A 17,097-nucleotide genomic window follows, 5' to 3' on the forward strand; every position below is an offset into this window, starting at 1 on the left:
CGAACGGCGAGCTGGGTTCTAAGAGATATCGCGCCCGGCTTGTCCCGCGCTTGCAGAACGCTTGGGTATCTCGGTCACAGTACGGTCACTGTGGGTATCGGATCATGCGCGGGCCTTTGCGGTGAAAGGATGGACCTGTGGAACTGGCACGACTGCGCGACCATCTGCTGGAGAACGGCTACACGATCGACGGCGTCCGCGACCGCCTGGGCGACGTGGCGGCCTCGGCGCTGGCGCGTGAGGAGCTGGTGCCGGCGCTGCGCGTGACGGCGGACGGCGATCCGCTGGGCACGCTGATCAGGCTGTGGTGGCTCGGCGTCCCGGTTCCGGCCGACCGGGTGCCGGCGGTGGTGCGCGAGTGCGGATTGGTCGGCCCCGACCGAGGCGCCGGCGACGGCATGGTGCGGGCCGAGGTGCATCTCCAGCCGTGGGAGACCGGCGGTTACGTGGTCTCCGACCGCAAGGTGCGACCGGGCGACCCGGCCCTGCGCCCCGGCCACGTGGTGGGCGCGGGCGGCGCCTCGGCGAACCTCGCCCAGCTCGCCAGCCGCCGCCCCGTGGGCAGGGCCCTTGATCTCGGCACGGGCTGCGGCGTGCAGGTGCTGCATCTGGCGGGCCGGGCCGGGGAGATCACCGCCACGGACGTCAACCCGCGCGCCGTCGAGCTGGCCCGGCTGAGCTGGGAGCTGTCGGGGATCACGGGGGTGGACGCCCGCACGGGGTCGATGTTCGAGCCGGTCGAGGACGAGCTGTTCGACCTGGTCGTGTCCAACCCGCCGTTCGTCGTCTCGCCGGGCGGCCACCTGACGTACCGCGAGACGGGCGGCGACGGCGACGACTTCTGCCGCGACCTCGTACGGCAGGCGCCCCGCCACCTCAGCCCTGGCGGCCAGGCCCACTTCCTGGCCAACTGGCTGCACGTCGAGGGTGAGGACTGGCGCGACCGCGTGGGCGGCTGGCTGGCGGGCACCGGTTGCGACGCCTGGGTGGTGGAGCGCGACGTCCAGGACCCCGCCGAGTACGTCGAGCTGTGGCTGCGTGACGCGGCCGAGCAGGGCACCCCCGGCTACACGGAGCACTACGACCGCTGGCTGTCGTGGTTCGACGAGGCGAAGGTGGAGGCGGTCGGCTTCGGCTGGATCTCCATGCGCAACTCCGGCACGCTCGACCCCGTCGTACGCCTGGAGCGGCTCACCCACCAGGTCGCGCTGCCGGTGGGCGACTACGTCGACGACGTGCTCGACGCCATCGCGACGGCTCACCGCGTCGAGGACCTCCAGACGGCGCGGCTGCGCACGGCCGAGGGACTGCTGGACGAGCGCGTCGGGCTGCCCGGGGCCGAGGACCCGATGCGGATCGTGCTGCGCCAGACGGTCGGCCTGCGCCGCAGCCGCGAGGTCGGCACGGTGGAGGCCGCGCTGGCCGGGGTGTGCGACGGGGACCTGGCGCTGGGCCCGCTGCTCAACGTGATCGCCGAGCTGGTCGGCGACGGCCAGGTGCTGGGCGCCGACGCCCTCCGCCCCCTCATCGCCGAGGGCTACTTCACGCTCTGACTCCGCGAGTCACAACGGCGTTGACCGGTGCGGCAATCCGGTGTTGATCCGATGTCGATCCCTCCGGTGGAGGCTCTGCAGCACGACACCGGTCCCGGGGGGTTCGAGGCCGGTGTCGGGTCCGGCCGGTCGTCTGTGTGAGGCGGCTGGCCGTCGCGCCGAGCAACCCGACATCCGGGCCCCTGGCGACGCGCGGCGACCGAGATGGCCGGCCGGGCTGCACCACTCCTCAGACGAACGGTCACGGGGGCTCGTGACTCCCTAAGGACAGCCTTGATCAACCATGTGTGGATGACACGACTGGACGACACGCTGTACTCAGGACTCGACGACGGGCCCGTCGACGGACTCGACCACGGACTCGACCACGAGGGCGGGGGCGGCGGCGGAGTCCAGGAGGACCTTGAGGTCCCCGGCCTCGGGAGCGCCGAGCCTGGAGAAGATGTCGAAGGCCTGCCGTAGGCAGTCGGTGCTCCGCGTGGTGCTGCCCAGGCCCTTGAGCGCCTTGCCCAGCACGGTCAGCGAAAGCGCCTCGCCGTACGGGTGGCCGATCTCCCGCGACACGACCAGCGCCTGCTCGGCGTGGCGCACGGCCTCCGGGTAGCGCCTGGCGGCGATGAACGTCTCGGCCAGCCGCGAGCACACCCGCTGCTCCCACACGCGCTGCTTGCTCGCCCGGAAGAACGCCAGGCACTCGGCGTGGTGGTGGACGGCCTCGGTCAGGCGGCCGACGCGGGACAGCACGATGCCGAGGTGGTAGCGGGCGCGGGCGGTGCCGGCGCCGCTGCCGATCTCCGTGAAGATCGCCAGGCCCTTCTCGGCGGCGGCGATCGCGTCCTCCGGCCGGTTGAGGCCGAGATGGTCGCGCGCGGAGTAGCTGAGCACCAGCGCCTCGCCGGCGGGCACGCCGTTCTCCCGGTACCAGCGCATGGCCGAGTCGAACCACGACAGGGCCTCGGTGTGGCGCCGCTGCCGTCCGACGACGACGGCGAGCGCGTTCTTGACCTCGCCCGTGACGATCTTCTCGCCGCGCTCCACGGACAGCTCGTGGACCGTCCTGAACTGCTCCTCGGCCTCCGTCAGCCGGTTGCCGGCGAACAGCACCCGGCCGAGCACGTAGCGGGAGCGCAGCTCGCTGCCGGCGTCGCCGATGCGCAGCGCCGCGGCCAGGACCGCCCGGGTCCCGTGGTCGAACTCGCGGGTGTGGGTGCCCGACTCCATCAGCGGCTCCATGGCCACCAGCAGGTCGGCCGCGGGCAGCAGCTCCTCGGCGGTACGCGAGTCGGACGCCGCCTGGTTGATCGCGGCGAACAGCGAGTCGCCCTCGGCGATCAGCCAGGCCACGGCCTCGTCGGCCGCACCGAACGCCCGGCCCGTGCCGACCACCACGAGGTTGTCGGCGATCATGCTGCCCTCGTAGGCCAGCCGGTGCGCCGACTGGGCCGAGGCCAGGTAGAAGCCGAGCAGCCGGCGCAGCGCCAGCGTCTTGGCCTGCTGCCGCTCGGTCCGGTCGAGGATGCGCCGGGCGAACAGCTTCAGCAGGTCGTGGAAGCGGTAGCGGCCCGGCGCGGGCGCCTCCAGCAGGCTGGCGTCGACCAGCGACTCCAGCAGGTCCTCGGCCTCGAACGGGCTCAGCGACAGCACCGCGGCGGCGGCGCCGGCGGAGATGTCGGGGCCGTTGGGCAGCGACAGCAGCCGGAACGCGCGCTGCTGGGCGGGGTCGAGCTGGCCGTAGCCGAGGGCGAACGTGGCCTCCACGGCGAGGTTGCCGACCCGGAGCTCGTCGAGGCGGCGCTGCTCGTCGGCGAGCCGGGGCACGAGCGAGGCGACCGTCCAGGACGGCCGCGCGGCCATCCGCGCCGCGACGATCCGCACGGCCAGTGGCAGGAACCCGCACGCGGCCACCACGTCCATGGCCGCCCCGTGCTCGGCGGCGACCCGCTCCGGCCCGGCCACGGACGCGAACAGCGACAGCGCCTCGTCCGGCTCCATCACGTCGAGGTCGAACAGCCGCGCCCCCGGCAGGTCGGCCAGCTTGACCCGGCTGGTGACGATGGCGGCGCAGCCGGGCGAGCCCGGCAACAGCGGGATGACCTGCCCGGCGTCGCGGGCGTTGTCGAGCAGGACGAGGATGCGGCGGTCGGCCAGCAGTGACCGGAACAGCGCGGACCGCTCGGCCGGCACCTCGGGGATCACGTCGGGCGGGATGCCGAGCGCCCGCAGGAACGCGCCCAGAGCCGACTCGGGCGCGGTCGCCTCGCCGGTGTAGCCGCGCAGGTCGGCGTAGAGCTGCCCGTCGGGGAAGAGGTCGTCGGCGGCGTGGGCCACGTGGACGGCCAGCGTGGTCTTGCCGACGCCGCCGATGCCGCAGATCACGGCCACCGGCACGCCTTCGGCCGCCGCGTGCGACGAGAGCATCCTGCGCAGCCGCCCGGAGATCTCCTTGCGGCCGGTGAAGTCGCTCACCGTGGCCGGGAGCTGCGCCGGGCGGGGCAGCTCGTGGACCGGCTCCTCCTCGCGCGGCTCCGGCTCCTCCGCGGGCCCGGGGCCGACCGCGGCGACCGGCTGCGCGGCGGCGGCGAGCGACGGATCGGCGGCGAGGATGCGCTGGTGCAGCGCGGACAGGTCGGGGCCGGGCTCGATGCCCAGCTCGTCGATCAGGGCATGGCGGGTCTCGGTGAAGACGGCCAGCGCGTCGCCCTGCCGCCCGCACCGGTACAGCGCCAGCATGAGCTGGGCCCGCAGCCGCTCGCGCAGCGGGTGATCGGCGGTCAGCGCGATCAGCTCGGACACCACGTCGGCGTGGCGGCCCAGCTCCAGGTCCACGTCCATGAGCGTCTCGATGGCGCTGAGCCGGCACTCGACGAGGCGGTCGCGCTGGTGCTCGGCGTAGGGGCCGACGGCGCCGGCCAGCGGCTCGCCCTCGAACAGGGCGAGGGCGGCGCGCAGCGCCCCGGCCGCGGCGGAGGGCCGTCCGGTCTTGCGGGCCGCCTCCGCCTCCTGCAGGCCGCGCTCGAAGCGGACGAGGTCGAGCGCGCCGTCGGACAGGCGCAGCGCGTAGCCGCGTCCCACCGAGGTGAGGAGCTCGGGGCGTGACCGGGCGGGCCGGTCGGGTTCGAGGACCGTGCGCAGCCGGGAGACGTACGTGCGCAGGGCGCCGAGGGCTCTCGGCGGCGAGTCGTCCCCCCAGACGGCGTCGATCATCTCGGCCGGGGTGACCGCACGGCCCTCGCGGAGGAGCAGCATGCCGAGAATGGACCGCTGCAGGGGCGTGCCCAGGTCGAGTTCCTCGCCCTCACGCCACGCGCGCACGGGACCGAGCACGGCGAACCGCATGCCGCCTTCGACGCTCTGACCAGCCATGCCGTATGTCTCCAGGGCAATGGAACGATTTGTTACCAAATCATAGAGCGAACCTTGCCTAACACATAGGCATGCCCCTCTGCCGGGAAAACTTCCGGCACATCGCGATCTTCGCCGAAAGGGGCGGTGACGGGATTCTCTTCGTATTTCCGGGTTAAGGCGTTGATTCGGTGTTGATCGGGCGTTGAGCACCGGAGCGGATGCTGAGCATCAAGTGAGGCATGGCCCCGGAACGACGCGGGGGCGGTCATGCCTCCCGGAACGGAATACGGGCCCCGCCCTGATCATCCGGGCGGGGCCTTGGCGGACATGGTTCCTACGCGGCCTCCACCAGCCCGAGTCTTCGCGCCAGCCGCTCACGGACGGCCGGCCACTCGGAGTGGAGGATCGAATAGAACGCCGTATCTCGGACCGTGTCGTCGGCGCCCCGGCTTTCCGCTCGCCGCACCCCGTCGAAGTGTGCGCCGAGGGCCTCGATGGCGGCCCGGGATCGGACGTTGCGTACGTCAGCCTTGAGCGTGATGCGGTGGACGTTCCAGGTCTCGAAGGCGTGTGAGAGCAGCAGGAACTTGCTCTCCCGGTTGACACCCGTGCCCTGGGCCGATGCGCCCAGCCAGGTGTAGCCGATGTCCGCCACGGACGGGACCTCGCCCACCACGCTCTGTGCGCCCGGAGGCCAGGGCATGGGGCCCTGCCAGTACTCCAGGTTCATGAGACGGGTGGCACCGATCAGGCGATCGGTGTGCAGCCACCGGATGGCGAAGGGCAGCGTGCGGCCCCCCGCCTGCTCAGCCAGCGCGGCCTCCACGTAGGAGACCATCTCGTCCCGGCCGTTCGGGACGCGAGTGAAGGCATAGGTGGAGCGGTCTTCACTCGCCGCGGCGACGAGGTCGTCGATCGCCGCGGGGCTGAGAGGTTCCAGGCGCACGAGGCGCCCGGACAGGGTGACAAGAGCGGGCATGAGCACATGATGAGGGCTGACCGGGCCCGTTGTGACCAGGCCGCGAGCACCTTCTTCGGCGGGTTTCGGGCAACATGGTGTTTGCCCAGGTCAGCGGGGGGATTCCGGGTTTCGGACGGGCCCGCCGGGCGAAGATTTCGCCTAACCGTGACATGCGGTCGGCACGAGCGCCGGCCGTCGTTCACGCGCCGCTTCCGGGCGGCCCTCCGCGAGCCCCGACAGGCCGTCCGAGAGCTGGTCCAGGGCGGCCGAGATCCACGGCAGCGTGACGGGGTTCGGGGCGTCCAGGGCGGCCAGCCGCTGCTCGGCCGTCTCGCCGTACAGGAGGCTGACCGCGACGCGCACGCGGGCGGCGGAGGGGTCGTCGCCGAACGCGTGACCGGGCAGGACGCCGATGCCGTGCTCCTCCAGCAGCAGGCGGGTGACGGCGGCCGAGCCGCCGAGGCGGAGGTGGCCGAGGTCGGGGTAGAGGTAGAAGCCGCCCTGCGGCTCCGGCGTGCGGGCGCCGACCGCGGCGAAGCGGGCGTGGACCGCCCGCGCGACCGCGCCGTGCAGGCGGCGGCTCAGCGCGACGCGTTCGGCCAGCTCGGGCGGCTCGGTGAACGCCCAGGCCGCCGCCTGCTGCACCGGCGCGGCCGGTGACGACCAGATCTCGCTGGCCACCGCGAGCAGCCTCTCGCGCAGGTCGTGCGCGTTCTCGGGCAGCCGGGTCACGCCGATCCGCCAGCCGCCCAGTGCGAGGCTCTTGCTCAGCCCGGTGGTCACGACCGTGCGCTCGGGCGCGAGGTCGGCGGGCGAGGTGTAGGGCGGGGCGGGGTCGTGCATCAGGTCGCGGTAGATCTCGTCGGAGATGATCACGAGGTCGAGCTCGCGGGCCACGTCCACCAGCCGGCCGATCGTCTCGGCGGTGGCGAGGCGGCCGGTCGGGTTGTCCGGCAGCGTCACGAGGAGGGAGCTCACGGTACGGCCCCGCGCGCGGGCGTGGCGGACCGCCTCGGCGACCCGTCCGGGGTCCGGCACGCCGCCCTCGCCGGCGGGCGGCGGTACCAGGATGGACCGGGAGCCGACGAGGTCCGCCTGCGCGGCGTAGCTGACCCAGCTCGGGGCGGGCAGGACGATGTCGCCCCCGATCGCGAGGAGCAGGGCGTACAGGAGGGGCTTGCTGCCCGGCCCGCAGACGACCAGGCCGGGGTTGGTGGGGAGTCCGCGCCGGGCCCAGTAGCCCGCCGCGGCGTCGCGCAGCTCCGGGGCGCCCGCGACGGGGCCGTAGCCGTTGCGGCCGGACGCGGCGACCAGCCGGTCGCGCAGCGCCGGGTGGACCGGCAGGCCCGCCTCGCCGAAAGCCAGGTTCAGCACGCGCTCCCCGGCACGCCGTCTTCGCTCGATGTCCTCGTTGGCCGCCAATGTGGCAGAGAGGGTGATGCTCATCCTTGTCACGTTCCCAGCCTGCGTAAAGTATTGCATCAGGACAAGCGAGGCTTTTCGTGGGTAGGCGTAAGGAGGTCCGATGCTCGATTTGCGGCGATTGACGTTGATCTGCGAGTTCGCGCGACGAGGCAGCATCGCCGCCACCGCCGCGTCGCTCGGCTACAGCCCGTCCGCGGTTTCGCAGCAGCTCGTCGCCCTGGAGCGTGAGACCGGCACGGCGCTGCTCGACCGGACCGCGCGCAGCGCCGAGCTGACCGACGCGGGCCGCCGGCTCGTGGCGCACGCCGAGCGCATCCTGTCCATGGTCGAGGAGGCGGAGTCGGACCTGTCCGCGCACGCCGGCACCCCCTCGGGACGGGTCGTGGTGACGGCCTTCCCGACGGCGGCCGTGGCGTTCGCGCCCGCGCTCGCCCGCTCCCTGCGCCGCCACACCGAGCTGACCCTCCGGCTCCGGCAGAGCCGGTCCGGCCGGGGCATGCGCGAGGTGCAGTCGGGCGAGGTGGACATCGCCCTGGTCGACGACTGGTACGGCAGCGCGCGCGACAGCGAGCACCTGCGCGTCTTCCCGCTGCTGCGCGACCCGCTCGTGCTGGTGGTGCCGCGCAAGCACCGGCTGGCCGACCCGGACGTGCCGATCGACCTGCGCGAGCTGCGCGACGAGCCGTGGATGGCCACCCCGGACGGCGAGCCGTCGCGGCTGGCCGTGGACCGGCTCCTCTCCGACGTGGGCGGCACGCGGCCGACGCCCTGGGAGTTCGAGGGGCTGGGCGCGATCCTGTCGCTGGTGGCCAAAGGGCTGGGCATCGCCGCCGTGCCGGCGCTCGCGCTCGCGGCGGGGGTGCGGGGAGTGGCGGTGCGCCAGTTCTCCGGCGACCCGGTGGGGCGGGAGGTCCACGCGGTCGCCCGCGGGTCGAGCGTCCACCGGCCGTCGGTGTCGGTGACGCTGCGGGCCGTGCACGTGGCGGCCCGCTACATCGCGGCCGACCTGGACCCGATACGCCTCGCCGACCGTTGACGCGCTCTCCGGCCTGAAGGCCGGAGCACTACGGACGATTCGGGTAGCGTGTGCGGCTATGCCGCCGACGTACGACATCGAGCGCCTCCTGCTCTCCCAGCCCAGCGTCAGCACGGTGGCCGGAGTGGACGAGGTGGGCCGGGGCGCCTGGGCCGGGCCCGTGACCGTCTGCGCGGTCGTCACCGACCTGTCCGAGCCGCCCGCCGGGCTGACCGACTCCAAGCAGCTCACGGCCGCCCGGCGCGAGGCGCTGGCCGCCGAGCTGCCGTCCTGGGCCGCGGGCATCGGCTACGGCGAGGCCACGCACGAGGAGATCGACGCTGTGGGCATGACCGAGGCGCTGCGCCGGGCCGCCCGCCGCGCTCTCGACGCCCTCCCGGTACGGCCGGGCGCGGTCATCCTCGACGGCTCCCACGACTACATCGGCCCGCCCTGGCCGGTGCGCCTGGAGGTCAGGGGCGACGCGGCCAGCGTCTCGGTGGCCGCCGCCTCGGTGCTGGCCAAGGTCAGGCGTGACGCGCACATGGCGACGCTCGGCTGCGACGACTTCGGCTTCGCCGACAACGCCGGATACCCCTCGCCCGTCCACCAGGAGGCGCTGGCCCGGCTCGGGCCCACCGAGCACCACCGCATGTCCTGGTCCTACCTCGACGACCTGCCGCAGTGGCGCCACCTCAAGCGGCACCGCGATCCGGCGGCGAGCGAGGGCCAGGTCAGCCTGTTCGGATAGAGGAGGTCCGGTGCGCGTCGGCGTCTTCCTGGTGGCGGCCGGCTTCCCCGGGCGGGACCCGGGGCGGGTGCTGGCCGACACGGTCGAGCTGGTGGTGGCGGCCGAGGAGGCCGGGTTCGACGACGCCTGGATCGCCGAGCACCACTTCATGACGTACGGGGTGTGCCCGTCGGCGACGACGCTGGCCGCCGTGGCCGTCGGGCGCACCTCGCGGATCGGCCTGGGCACGGCGGTGAGCGTGCTGTCCACCTGGCATCCCGTGGCGCTGGCCGAGCAGGCGGCCATGCTGCACCACCTGTCGGGCGGCCGGTTCACGCTGGGGGTCGGGCGGGGCGGGCCGTGGGTGGACCTGGAGGTGTTCGGGACCGGGCTGGAGCGGTTCGAGCGGGGGTTCGGGGAGTCGCTGGACCTGCTCGTACGGGCGCTGTCGGGTGACCGGGTGTCGGCCGAGGGGGAGTTCTTCCGGTTCCGGGAGGTGGCCATGGTGCCCGCGGCGACGCTGCGGCCGGTGGTGGCCTGCACGTCGGGGGCGACGCTGGCGCTGGCCGCCGAGCGGGGGCTGCCGATGCTGCTCGGGATGCACGTGGACGACCGGGAGAAGGCCGCCGCCGTGGCCGCGTACGACGCCCTGCGTGAGCCGCGGCCGGGAGCGGCCGGGCATGTGGCGGCGGCCGTGGGGCATGTGGCGGACTCGACGCGGCAGGCCGTCCGGGAGCTCAGGGAGGCGATGCCGCGCTGGCTGGAGCCCGGCCTGGCGGGCTACCTGCCGGTGGACGGGCGGCCCGGGCCCCGCCGGGACGTCGCCGCGTACGCCGGCTTCCTGACCCGGGTGCATCCGGTCGGGTCGGCGGACCGGTGCGTGGAGGCGATCCTCGGCACGGCCGAGGCCACGGGGGTGCGGCGGCTGATCCTCATGGTCGAGGGGATCGGCGACCACCGGCGGGCCGTGGAGAACGTCCGCCGCCTGGGCGCCGAGGTGCTGCCCCGCGTCCGGGCGGCGACACTGTGACCCCGCGGGGCCACGCGCCCGCCGTCGATCCCGCGGGGCCACGCGCCCGCCGTCATCGTGTGGGCGGACGCGCGGCCGGTGCGCCGGTCAGCAGTCGACCAGCTCGGGCTTCTGGTTGAGGATCTGCGCCCGAGGCGTGACGAACGCGCTCAGCGCCTCGGTCGCCGCCGGGTCGAAGACCGCGACCCGGTGGCAGTTCTGGAACGCGAGCCGTACCCCGAAGTGGCGCTCCAGCGCGCCGCGCATGGCGTCGCTGGCCAGGCACCGCAGGAGCTGGCCGCGTGCCTCCTCCGACGGAGGGGGCACCTCGTTGTCGGCGAACTCGGCTCCGTCGCGCTCCCGCTGCTGGACCAGCTCGCTGATCACCGACCACGCGTAGGGCAGGGAGTCGCGGACGCACGCGACGAACGCCGCGTCCTCGATCTCGCCGGTCCTGGCCTGGTCGAGCAGGTCGTTCGGAACGGTCAGCGACATGCTGTCTCCTCTCGAAGGGGATCGAACCGACGCTATGAGCCGTCGGCGTGAGACTCCAGATGGCTGGAGGGGGACACTCGTGTGCTCACCGGCGGCCGTAGGTGAACCCGGGGTCGATCTGCAGGGACAGGTCGAGGCCCGTGCGCGCGTCGGCCCAGGCACGGGCGTTGCGCAGGTGGAACTCCTCGGCCTGGCGGCCGAACGTCACCCAGTCCTTCTCCTGCGCGTCCACGTGCTTGAGCAGCGTGGCGAGCGTGTCGGAGTTGGCCGGCTCCAGGTCGTCGAGGGCCAGCGGCCGGCCCTGCTCCATGGCGCGGACGGCGGCCGAGTGCTCCATCCAGGCCACCAGGTCGTCGCCCACCTCCGCGCGCAGGAAGTCGACGTCGGCCGGCCCGTGGACCTTGTTGCCGACGACGGCCACACGGACGCCGAACCCGGCGGCGTGCTCGGAGTACTGCCGGTGGACGCCCACGCCCTGCCGCGTCGGCTCGGCCACGAGGAACGTCAGGTCGAACCGGGTGAACAGCCCCGAGGCGAAGGAGTCGGCCCCGGCCGTCATGTCCACCACGACGTACTCGCCGGGCCCGTCGACCAGGTGGTTGAGCAGCAGCTCCACCGCGCCCACCTTGGAGTGGTAGCAGGCGACGCCCAGGTCGTCCTCGCCGAACGGGCCGGTGGCCAGCAGCCTGACGCCGTCTGGTGTCGTCACCGCGTACGGCGAGGCGGCGAGGTCGTCGAAGCCCAGCAGCCGGGACCCGCGCCCCGGCGGCGTCGTCTTGACCATGGCGTCGGCCGACGGGATGCGCGGGTTGTCGCCGCGCAGGTGCTCCTTGATCTCGGGGAGGCGGGCACCGAGCGGCTCGGGCTGCTCCTCCGCGCCGAGAACCAGGGCCAGGTGCTGGTTGATGTCGGCGTCGATGGCGACCACCGGGCCGCCCTGGCTCGCCACGTGCCGCGCGAACAGCGCCGACATCGTGGTCTTGCCGCTGCCGCCCTTGCCGACGAAGGCCACCCTCACGATAGCTCCCGATGATGATGAAAACCGTTGTCGTTTTCGATGGCGCCCATCATGCCACACTGGCCCCATGCGCGACGACGAATTGGCGCGAGCCGTGCGGCTGCGCGAAGAGGGCAGCCACGAGGAGGCCCGCGAGCTGCTGCTCGGCCTGGCGGAGCGGCACCCGGAGGACGCCGAGGTGGCCTACCAGACGGCGTGGGTCCACGACGTGCTCGGCCTGGAGAAGGAGGCGGCGCCCTTCTACGAGCGCGCGCTGGCGGGCGAGTCGTCGAAGGGCGGGCTCAAGCCCGAGGACCGGCTGGGCGCGTTCACCGGCTACGGCAGCACGCTGAGAGTGCTCGGGCGGTACGACGAGGCGCTGGAGGTGTTCCGGCGCGGGCTGACCGAGTTCCCGGAGGACCCGGGGCTGCGGACGTTCATGTCCATGGCGCTCTACAACGCCGGCCGGGCGCGCGAGGCGGTGTCCACGCTGCTCAAGGTGCTGGCCGGCACCGAGGGGGCCGGCCAGTACCAGCGGGCGATCACCTACTACGCCGACCACCTGGACGAGACGGTCTGAGCTCGTCCCGGCCGGGCTCGTCCTAGCGGCAGGCGGCGTCCAGCGCGATCGGCCGGTCGTAGCCCTGGACGGTCGCGCCGGCCCTGGGCTGTCCCGGGGCCCGCACGGCGGGCCGGTCGGCCAGCGCCTTGGCGACCTTGGTCCGGATGAGGCCCCAGTCGGGGGCGGCGGTGTTGATCAGCGGCGGCACGAAGCTCAGGCTTCTGATCCGCGCGTGCTTCACCCGGTCCGACAGCTCGATGAACGGCGGCAGCAGGTTCTGCGGGACGTCGGTGGAGATGGCGCGCTTGGTCGCCGCGGCCAGCTTCTCGAAGCTGTTGAGCACGGTCACCGGGTCGGCCTGCTTGGCGACGGCGTAGAGCAGGCACTTCTGGCGTCCCATGCGCACGTAGTCGTCGCTGTCGGTACGGGAACGGCCGAACCACAGCGCCTCCTGGCCGGAGAGCTTGCGGGTGCCTGCGGACAGGAGCCCTTCGCGGTACTTGCCGTACACGATGGGCTGCTTGATGGTGACCTTCACGCCGCCCATGGCGTCGATGATCTGGGCGAAGCCCTTCATGTCGACCATCGCGTAGTAGCTCACCGGGATGCCGAGGATGTCGCTGACGGTCCGCTTGAGCAGGCTGGGCCCGCGCTGGCCGCGGCGCACGCCGGGCACCGTCTCCGGGTAGTCCTCGGCGTACTGGAAGACCTCGTTGAGCAGGCCGGGCGTGTCGGGGCCGTTGCCGGTGAAGCCCTGCGGGAAGCGCCGGCGGGCCGGGCCGCTCGGCATCTGGACGTGCTCCAGGTTGCGCGGCAGGCCGAACAGGGTGGTGTCGCCGGTCGCGGTGTCGACGCTGGCCACGGTCATGCTGTCGGTCCGCACGCCGGGGCGGCCGGGCGCGGAGTCGGCGCCGATGAGCAGGACGTTGATCCGCGCGGCGCCGTTCCACGGGTCGTCGGCGACGATCGGGGTCATGTCGGCCGTGAAGATTGAGTCGACCACGTCGTGCGACACGTAGGCGAGCCGGGCCGCGTACGCGGTAGGCACCAGGACGAGCGCGCACAGCCCGGCGGTGAAGGCCGCGGTGAGGACGCGCCCCACGGGGTGGGGCCGGCGCGGCCGGACGAGCACGAACGACCGGACGATCACGGCCGACCAGGCGAGGGCGAGCGCGGCCAGCCCGACCGAGAAGACCGTGAGCCAGAGGGGCTGGACGGCCAGGGCCAGCACCTTGGTGCCGAAGGCGGTCACCGCGGTGATGATCACGGCCAGCACCAGCACGTGCGTCACCATGAGGGCGAAGCCGGTCTTGCGGCGATCCGTGGCGACATGCGCCACGCCCCACAGGAGCGCCGATCCCAGGGTCAGCGCGATCGCCGCACCGGGACCGAAGCCACGGTCTCTGCTCGTCATCCCTGGTCAACCCCCTGTTTTGCGCAGCTGTCCTCCACGTTAGTGATGGTTTGATGTCGAATAAGGGCGGCTTAGGGGAAGTGTCGTACCAATTCCCGGTCAACTGATACTTGCGATATAACGTGAGTATGAGACGTGGACGCTACGGGTTCGACGCCCCGATGGCCCTGCTCGGCCTCGTGGCCGGGGCCGTCACGCTGCTCGTCCTGGCGGTGACGTCCTTCGTCCAGGACGTCCCGGCGGCCGGGATCGCCTTCCTCCTCGGGGGTCTCTACACGCTGGCCAGCGCTGCCAGCTACCTCTACACGACCCGGCGCGGCAAGTTCGCCGTGTGGGCGGCCGAGCTGGAGCGGCTCAAGGGCGACGAGCGGCTGCTCGACCTCGGCTGCGGGCGGGGGGCGGTGCTGCTGCTCGCCGCGCGGCGGCTGCCCGAGGGCCGGGCCACCGGCGTGGACCTGTGGCGCTCACGCGACCAGTCGGGCAACGACGAGAATGTCACCCGGGCCAACGCCGAGGCCGAGGGCGTCTCGGTCGGCCTCGTCACCGGCGACATGCGCGAGCTGACGTTCGACGACGAGTCGTTCGACGTGGTGGTGTCGAGCCTGGCCATCCACAACATCCCGGACGCCGGAGGCCGGGAGAAGGCCGTCCGGGAGGCGCACCGCGTGCTGCGGCCCGGCGGGCTCATGCTCATCGCGGACTTCCAGCACACGCCCGCCTACGAGGACACGCTGCGGGAGCTCGGCGTCGTGGAGGTCCGCCGGCGCGATCTCGGCTGGCGATTCTGGTACGGCGGGCCGTGGTTCAGGACCTGGATGCTGGAGGCCCGCAAGCCCCTCACCGCCGTGTGAGGCGACGTTTGCGATCCGCCGATCGGGTACCAGGTTCTCTTCATGAGGGACGTGGATACCGGCACAATCACCACCAAGGTGCCCGCACGGCTGGACCGGCTGCCGTGGTCACGCTGGCACTGGATGATCGTCATCGGACTCGGCACCGTCTGGATCCTCGACGGCCTCGAAGTCACCATCGTCGGAAACCTCTCGGCCCAGCTCGCCAAGCCCGGCAGCGGCATCGACATCACCCAGAGCCAGGTGGCCGGGGCCGCCGCCGCCCTGTACGTGGCCGGAGCCTGTCTGGGCGCGCTGTTCTTCGGCTGGCTGACCGACAGGTACGGGCGTAAGAAGCTGTTCATCATCACGCTCGTCGTGTACCTGGTGGCGACGGCCATGACGGCCTTCTCCTTCAACGCCTGGTGGTTCTTCCTCTTCCGGTTCATGACCGGCTTCGGCATCGGCGGCGAGTACGCGGCCATCAACTCGGCCATCGACGAGCTCATCCCGAGCCGCCACCGGGGCCGCATCGACATCATCATCAACGGCAGCTACTGGCTCGGCGCGGCGGGCGGCGCCCTGCTGACCGTGCCGCTGCTCAACGACCTGCCGGTCAACATCGGCTGGCGGGTCGCCTTCGGCCTCGGCGTGGTGCTCGGCCTGGCCATCCTGCTCGTACGCCGGCACGTGCCGGAGAGCCCGCGCTGGCTGTTCATCCACGGACGCGGCAAGGAGGCCGAGCAACTCGTCGGCGAGATCGAGGAGCAGGTGGGCGGCGACCTGCCGGAGCCGAAGAGCTCGGTCACCATCCACCAGCGCAAGTCGATCGGCTTCGGCCGGATCGCGCACACCATGGTGGCGCTCTACCCCAAGCGCACGATCCTCGGGCTGTCGCTGTTCATCGGGCAGGCGTTCCTCTACAACGCCATCACCTTCGGGTACGCGCAGATCCTGTCCACGTTCTACAAGATCGACACGCACACCGGGTACTACTTCGCCGTGATCGCGGTCGGCAACTTCCTCGGCCCGCTGCTGCTCGGGAAGCTGTTCGACACGGTCGGCCGGGTACCGATGATCTCGGCCACGTACATCGGCTCGGGCCTGCTGCTGCTCGGCACCGCGTGGCTGTTCAGCCAGGGCATGCTCACCGCCGTCACGCTGACCGCCTGCTGGTGCGCGGTGCTGTTCGTCGCCTCGGCGGGCGCCAGCTCGGCCTATCTGACGGTCAGCGAGATCTTCCCGATGGAGACCAGGGCGATGGCGATCGCGTTCTTCTTCGCGATCGGCACCGCGGCGGGCGGCATCGCCGGTCCGCTGGTCTTCGCCGGGCTGGTCTCGACCGGCGTGCCGGGCGACACGGCGCTGGCGTTCACGATCGGCGCCGTCATCATGATCGCCGCGGGGATCGTGGAGCTGTTCCTCGGGGTCAAGGCCGAGCAGAAGGGCCTGGAGGAGATCGCCGCGCCGCTCACAGCAGCTTCGGTAGACACGGCCGCATGACCCTCAGCACCTGCGTGCTGTCGGACAGGTAGAGGTGCGGCACGTCGACGAACACCCGCATCGGACCGCAGTCCAGGCCGAGGCTCCGCGCGACCCCGGTCTGGACGTCCGACAGCGGCACGTAGTTCAGGTAGCTGGTGAACGCGTTCTGCGACCGGAACGCCGCCGTCATCACCAGCCCGCCGTCGCGGATCCGGAAGGCCAGCCCGCTCAGGCACGGCACCGAGTCGTACGGCTCGCCCGGCCCGGTCAGCGAGATCCAGGCGCTCTTGCTGTACGGCTTGGTGCGCAGCAGCTCCACGGCCCACCCGAGCTGTCCCCGGATCCGCGCCCCGTAGCTGTACTTGAACGGGGGCACGACCGTGTCCTGGGTGAACTTGCGGCAGTAGAGCGCGAGCCGGTCCGCGTCGCCGTACCTCTCCAGCAGCGGGTCGTCCCGCCGCACCTGCGCGATCTCGAAGAGCACGGGCGGCCCCTCCATGACAGGGCCGCGGTCGTCGTCGCCGAGCGCGCCCTCCGTCCACACGTGGCGCATCATCCAGATCCACGCCTCCCCACATGACGCCCACATCGCAGGGCCGGGCATTCACGTCTCCATGTTCGGGAACTCGTACGGATTGCGGGGCAGGCGGCGCCGCCTCGTGACGTTGCAGCGCACGTAGTAGACCGAGTAGTGGACCAGCGCCACCAGCGCGATGCTCGTGCTCAGCAGCACCGCGTTGGGCGCCTGGCCACTGAGGCCGGTGACGCCGACCACCAGGTAGGCGCTGTCGGCGACGGCCAGCATCATGACGTTGATCCCGGGCCAGGCGAGCGGCGCGAACGTCTCCGGGTAGCGCGGGTCGACCGGCAGGTTCGGCGACCAGGCCAGCTCGTCCTTGAGCCGGGTCGCGTACAGGAGCCGGAAGTTGTTGATCGCCCGTGCCGTGCGGGCGTGCGCGTTGACCGCCTCGATCAGCCGCAGGAACGGCAGCCCGGTGAGCAGCCCGAACGCCGTCACCAGGGCGAACAGGTACCACGGCACGGTGTGCCAGGAGGTGAGGGCGCGCGGGTCCACCACCTTGGCGCTGATGAGCGCGATGGTCGCCAGGAAGGGGCCGGACAGCAGGCTCATCCCCAACCTGGTCATCTTCAGCCGCTCGTCCTTGGCGGCGAGGTGGACGGCGTAGATGCCGGTGAAGTCGACTGCGGCGAGCTGGAGGAACTGGCTCGCCGGCGGCTCCTCCTCCGGCGTCATGCGAGGGGGCGTCTTCCGCAT

The 17,097-nt window shown here is 72.4% G+C and carries 15 protein-coding genes; 7 read left to right on the top strand and 8 right to left on the bottom strand.

Features of this window, described 5'->3' with window-relative positions; translation table 11 throughout:
• Positions 1-143: 143 nt before the first annotated feature.
• Positions 144-1,553 carry a class I SAM-dependent methyltransferase gene (locus tag AB0H64_RS10345; protein ID WP_357622973.1) on the top strand — a complete coding sequence of 470 codons (1,410 nt, stop codon included), beginning with the start codon at positions 144-146 and terminating at the stop codon, positions 1,551-1,553.
• A gap of 318 nt (positions 1,554-1,871) precedes the next feature.
• Here AB0H64_RS10345 and AB0H64_RS10350 read toward each other — a convergent pair whose 3' ends face one another.
• The 3 genes from AB0H64_RS10350 to AB0H64_RS10360 form a co-directional block, all read right to left on the bottom strand.
• Complete coding sequence (locus tag AB0H64_RS10350; RefSeq protein ID WP_357622516.1) at positions 1,872-4,916, bottom strand: BTAD domain-containing putative transcriptional regulator; 3,045 nt, start codon at positions 4,914-4,916, stop codon at positions 1,872-1,874.
• Between the two features lie 316 nt (positions 4,917-5,232).
• On the bottom strand, positions 5,233-5,877 hold the full coding sequence (locus AB0H64_RS10355) for a GNAT family protein (RefSeq protein WP_357622518.1): 645 nt from the start codon (positions 5,875-5,877) through the stop codon (positions 5,233-5,235).
• A gap of 141 nt (positions 5,878-6,018) precedes the next feature.
• Positions 6,019-7,305 (bottom strand): pyridoxal phosphate-dependent aminotransferase, encoded by a 1,287-nt coding sequence (locus tag AB0H64_RS10360; RefSeq protein WP_357622519.1) that lies wholly within the window; start codon positions 7,303-7,305, stop codon positions 6,019-6,021.
• A gap of 79 nt (positions 7,306-7,384) precedes the next feature.
• On the opposite strand from AB0H64_RS10360, the gene AB0H64_RS10365 reads away from it, so the two are divergent.
• The 3 genes from AB0H64_RS10365 to AB0H64_RS10375 are packed head-to-tail and all read left to right on the top strand — an operon-like array spanning position 7,385 to position 10,059.
• Positions 7,385-8,320 (top strand): LysR family transcriptional regulator, encoded by a 936-nt coding sequence (locus tag AB0H64_RS10365; protein ID WP_357622521.1) that lies wholly within the window; start codon positions 7,385-7,387, stop codon positions 8,318-8,320.
• A 58-nt stretch (positions 8,321-8,378) separates the two neighbouring features.
• Positions 8,379-9,050, top strand: a complete 672-nt coding sequence (locus tag AB0H64_RS10370; protein ID WP_357622523.1) for a ribonuclease HII — start codon at positions 8,379-8,381, stop codon at positions 9,048-9,050.
• A gap of 10 nt (positions 9,051-9,060) precedes the next feature.
• Positions 9,061-10,059 (top strand): LLM class flavin-dependent oxidoreductase, encoded by a 999-nt coding sequence (locus AB0H64_RS10375; protein ID WP_357622524.1) that lies wholly within the window; start codon positions 9,061-9,063, stop codon positions 10,057-10,059.
• A gap of 87 nt (positions 10,060-10,146) precedes the next feature.
• On the opposite strand, the gene AB0H64_RS10380 is transcribed toward AB0H64_RS10375, so the two are convergent.
• On the bottom strand, positions 10,147-10,533 hold the full coding sequence (locus tag AB0H64_RS10380) for an SCO5389 family protein (RefSeq protein WP_310707855.1): 387 nt from the start codon (positions 10,531-10,533) through the stop codon (positions 10,147-10,149).
• An 85-nt stretch (positions 10,534-10,618) separates the two neighbouring features.
• Positions 10,619-11,551 carry an ATP-binding protein gene (locus AB0H64_RS10385; protein ID WP_357622525.1) on the bottom strand — a complete coding sequence of 311 codons (933 nt, stop codon included), beginning with the start codon at positions 11,549-11,551 and terminating at the stop codon, positions 10,619-10,621.
• A 67-nt stretch (positions 11,552-11,618) separates the two neighbouring features.
• Between AB0H64_RS10385 and AB0H64_RS10390 the strand changes: the two genes are divergently transcribed.
• A complete protein-coding gene (locus tag AB0H64_RS10390) occupies positions 11,619-12,110 on the top strand; it encodes a tetratricopeptide repeat protein (protein WP_357622526.1) in 492 nt (163 codons plus the stop codon).
• Between the two features lie 22 nt (positions 12,111-12,132).
• Here the strand turns inward: AB0H64_RS10390 and AB0H64_RS10395 are convergent, their stop codons facing one another.
• Complete coding sequence (locus AB0H64_RS10395) at positions 12,133-13,506, bottom strand: LCP family protein (protein WP_357622527.1); 1,374 nt, start codon at positions 13,504-13,506, stop codon at positions 12,133-12,135.
• A gap of 128 nt (positions 13,507-13,634) precedes the next feature.
• Between AB0H64_RS10395 and AB0H64_RS10400 the strand changes: the two genes are divergently transcribed.
• Together AB0H64_RS10400 and AB0H64_RS10405 are read left to right on the top strand one after the other, a co-directional pair.
• Positions 13,635-14,357 carry a class I SAM-dependent methyltransferase gene (locus AB0H64_RS10400; protein ID WP_357622529.1) on the top strand — a complete coding sequence of 241 codons (723 nt, stop codon included), beginning with the start codon at positions 13,635-13,637 and terminating at the stop codon, positions 14,355-14,357.
• A 42-nt stretch (positions 14,358-14,399) separates the two neighbouring features.
• On the top strand, positions 14,400-15,839 hold the full coding sequence (locus AB0H64_RS10405) for an MFS transporter (protein ID WP_357622531.1): 1,440 nt from the start codon (positions 14,400-14,402) through the stop codon (positions 15,837-15,839).
• On the opposite strand, the gene AB0H64_RS10410 is transcribed toward AB0H64_RS10405, so the two are convergent.
• Positions 15,808-16,425: a hypothetical protein gene (locus AB0H64_RS10410; protein WP_357622532.1), complete on the bottom strand. Its 618-nt coding sequence runs from the start codon at positions 16,423-16,425 to the stop codon at positions 15,808-15,810. The genes AB0H64_RS10405 and AB0H64_RS10410 overlap by 32 nt on opposite strands.
• A complete protein-coding gene (locus tag AB0H64_RS10415) occupies positions 16,426-17,097 on the bottom strand; it encodes a hypothetical protein (protein ID WP_357622533.1) in 672 nt (223 codons plus the stop codon). It abuts the gene before it with no gap.

It is taken from the genome of Nonomuraea sp. NPDC050733, from assembly GCF_040654215.1.
Lineage (GTDB): Bacteria > Actinomycetota > Actinomycetes > Streptosporangiales > Streptosporangiaceae > Nonomuraea.

What these genes read in the sequence shown, in the direction of transcription:
- AB0H64_RS10350 (WP_357622516.1), bottom strand. Translation starts at nt 4,916, where the DNA reads ATGGCTGGTCAGAGCGTCGAAGGCGGCATGCGGTTCGCCGTGCTCGGT.
- AB0H64_RS10355 (WP_357622518.1), bottom strand. Translation starts at nt 5,877, where the DNA reads ATGCCCGCTCTTGTCACCCTGTCCGGGCGCCTCGTGCGCCTGGAACCT.
- AB0H64_RS10360 (WP_357622519.1), bottom strand. Translation starts at nt 7,305, where the DNA reads ATGAGCATCACCCTCTCTGCCACATTGGCGGCCAACGAGGACATCGAG.
- AB0H64_RS10365 (WP_357622521.1), top strand. Translation starts at nt 7,385, where the DNA reads ATGCTCGATTTGCGGCGATTGACGTTGATCTGCGAGTTCGCGCGACGA.
- AB0H64_RS10370 (WP_357622523.1), top strand. Translation starts at nt 8,379, where the DNA reads ATGCCGCCGACGTACGACATCGAGCGCCTCCTGCTCTCCCAGCCCAGC.
- AB0H64_RS10380 (WP_310707855.1), bottom strand. Translation starts at nt 10,533, where the DNA reads ATGTCGCTGACCGTTCCGAACGACCTGCTCGACCAGGCCAGGACCGGC.
- AB0H64_RS10390 (WP_357622526.1), top strand. Translation starts at nt 11,619, where the DNA reads ATGCGCGACGACGAATTGGCGCGAGCCGTGCGGCTGCGCGAAGAGGGC.
- AB0H64_RS10395 (WP_357622527.1), bottom strand. Translation starts at nt 13,506, where the DNA reads ATGACGAGCAGAGACCGTGGCTTCGGTCCCGGTGCGGCGATCGCGCTG.
- AB0H64_RS10400 (WP_357622529.1), top strand. Translation starts at nt 13,635, where the DNA reads ATGAGACGTGGACGCTACGGGTTCGACGCCCCGATGGCCCTGCTCGGC.
- AB0H64_RS10405 (WP_357622531.1), top strand. Translation starts at nt 14,400, where the DNA reads ATGAGGGACGTGGATACCGGCACAATCACCACCAAGGTGCCCGCACGG.
- AB0H64_RS10410 (WP_357622532.1), bottom strand. Translation starts at nt 16,425, where the DNA reads ATGCCCGGCCCTGCGATGTGGGCGTCATGTGGGGAGGCGTGGATCTGG.
- AB0H64_RS10415 (WP_357622533.1), bottom strand. Translation starts at nt 17,097, where the DNA reads ATGCGGAAGACGCCCCCTCGCATGACGCCGGAGGAGGAGCCGCCGGCG.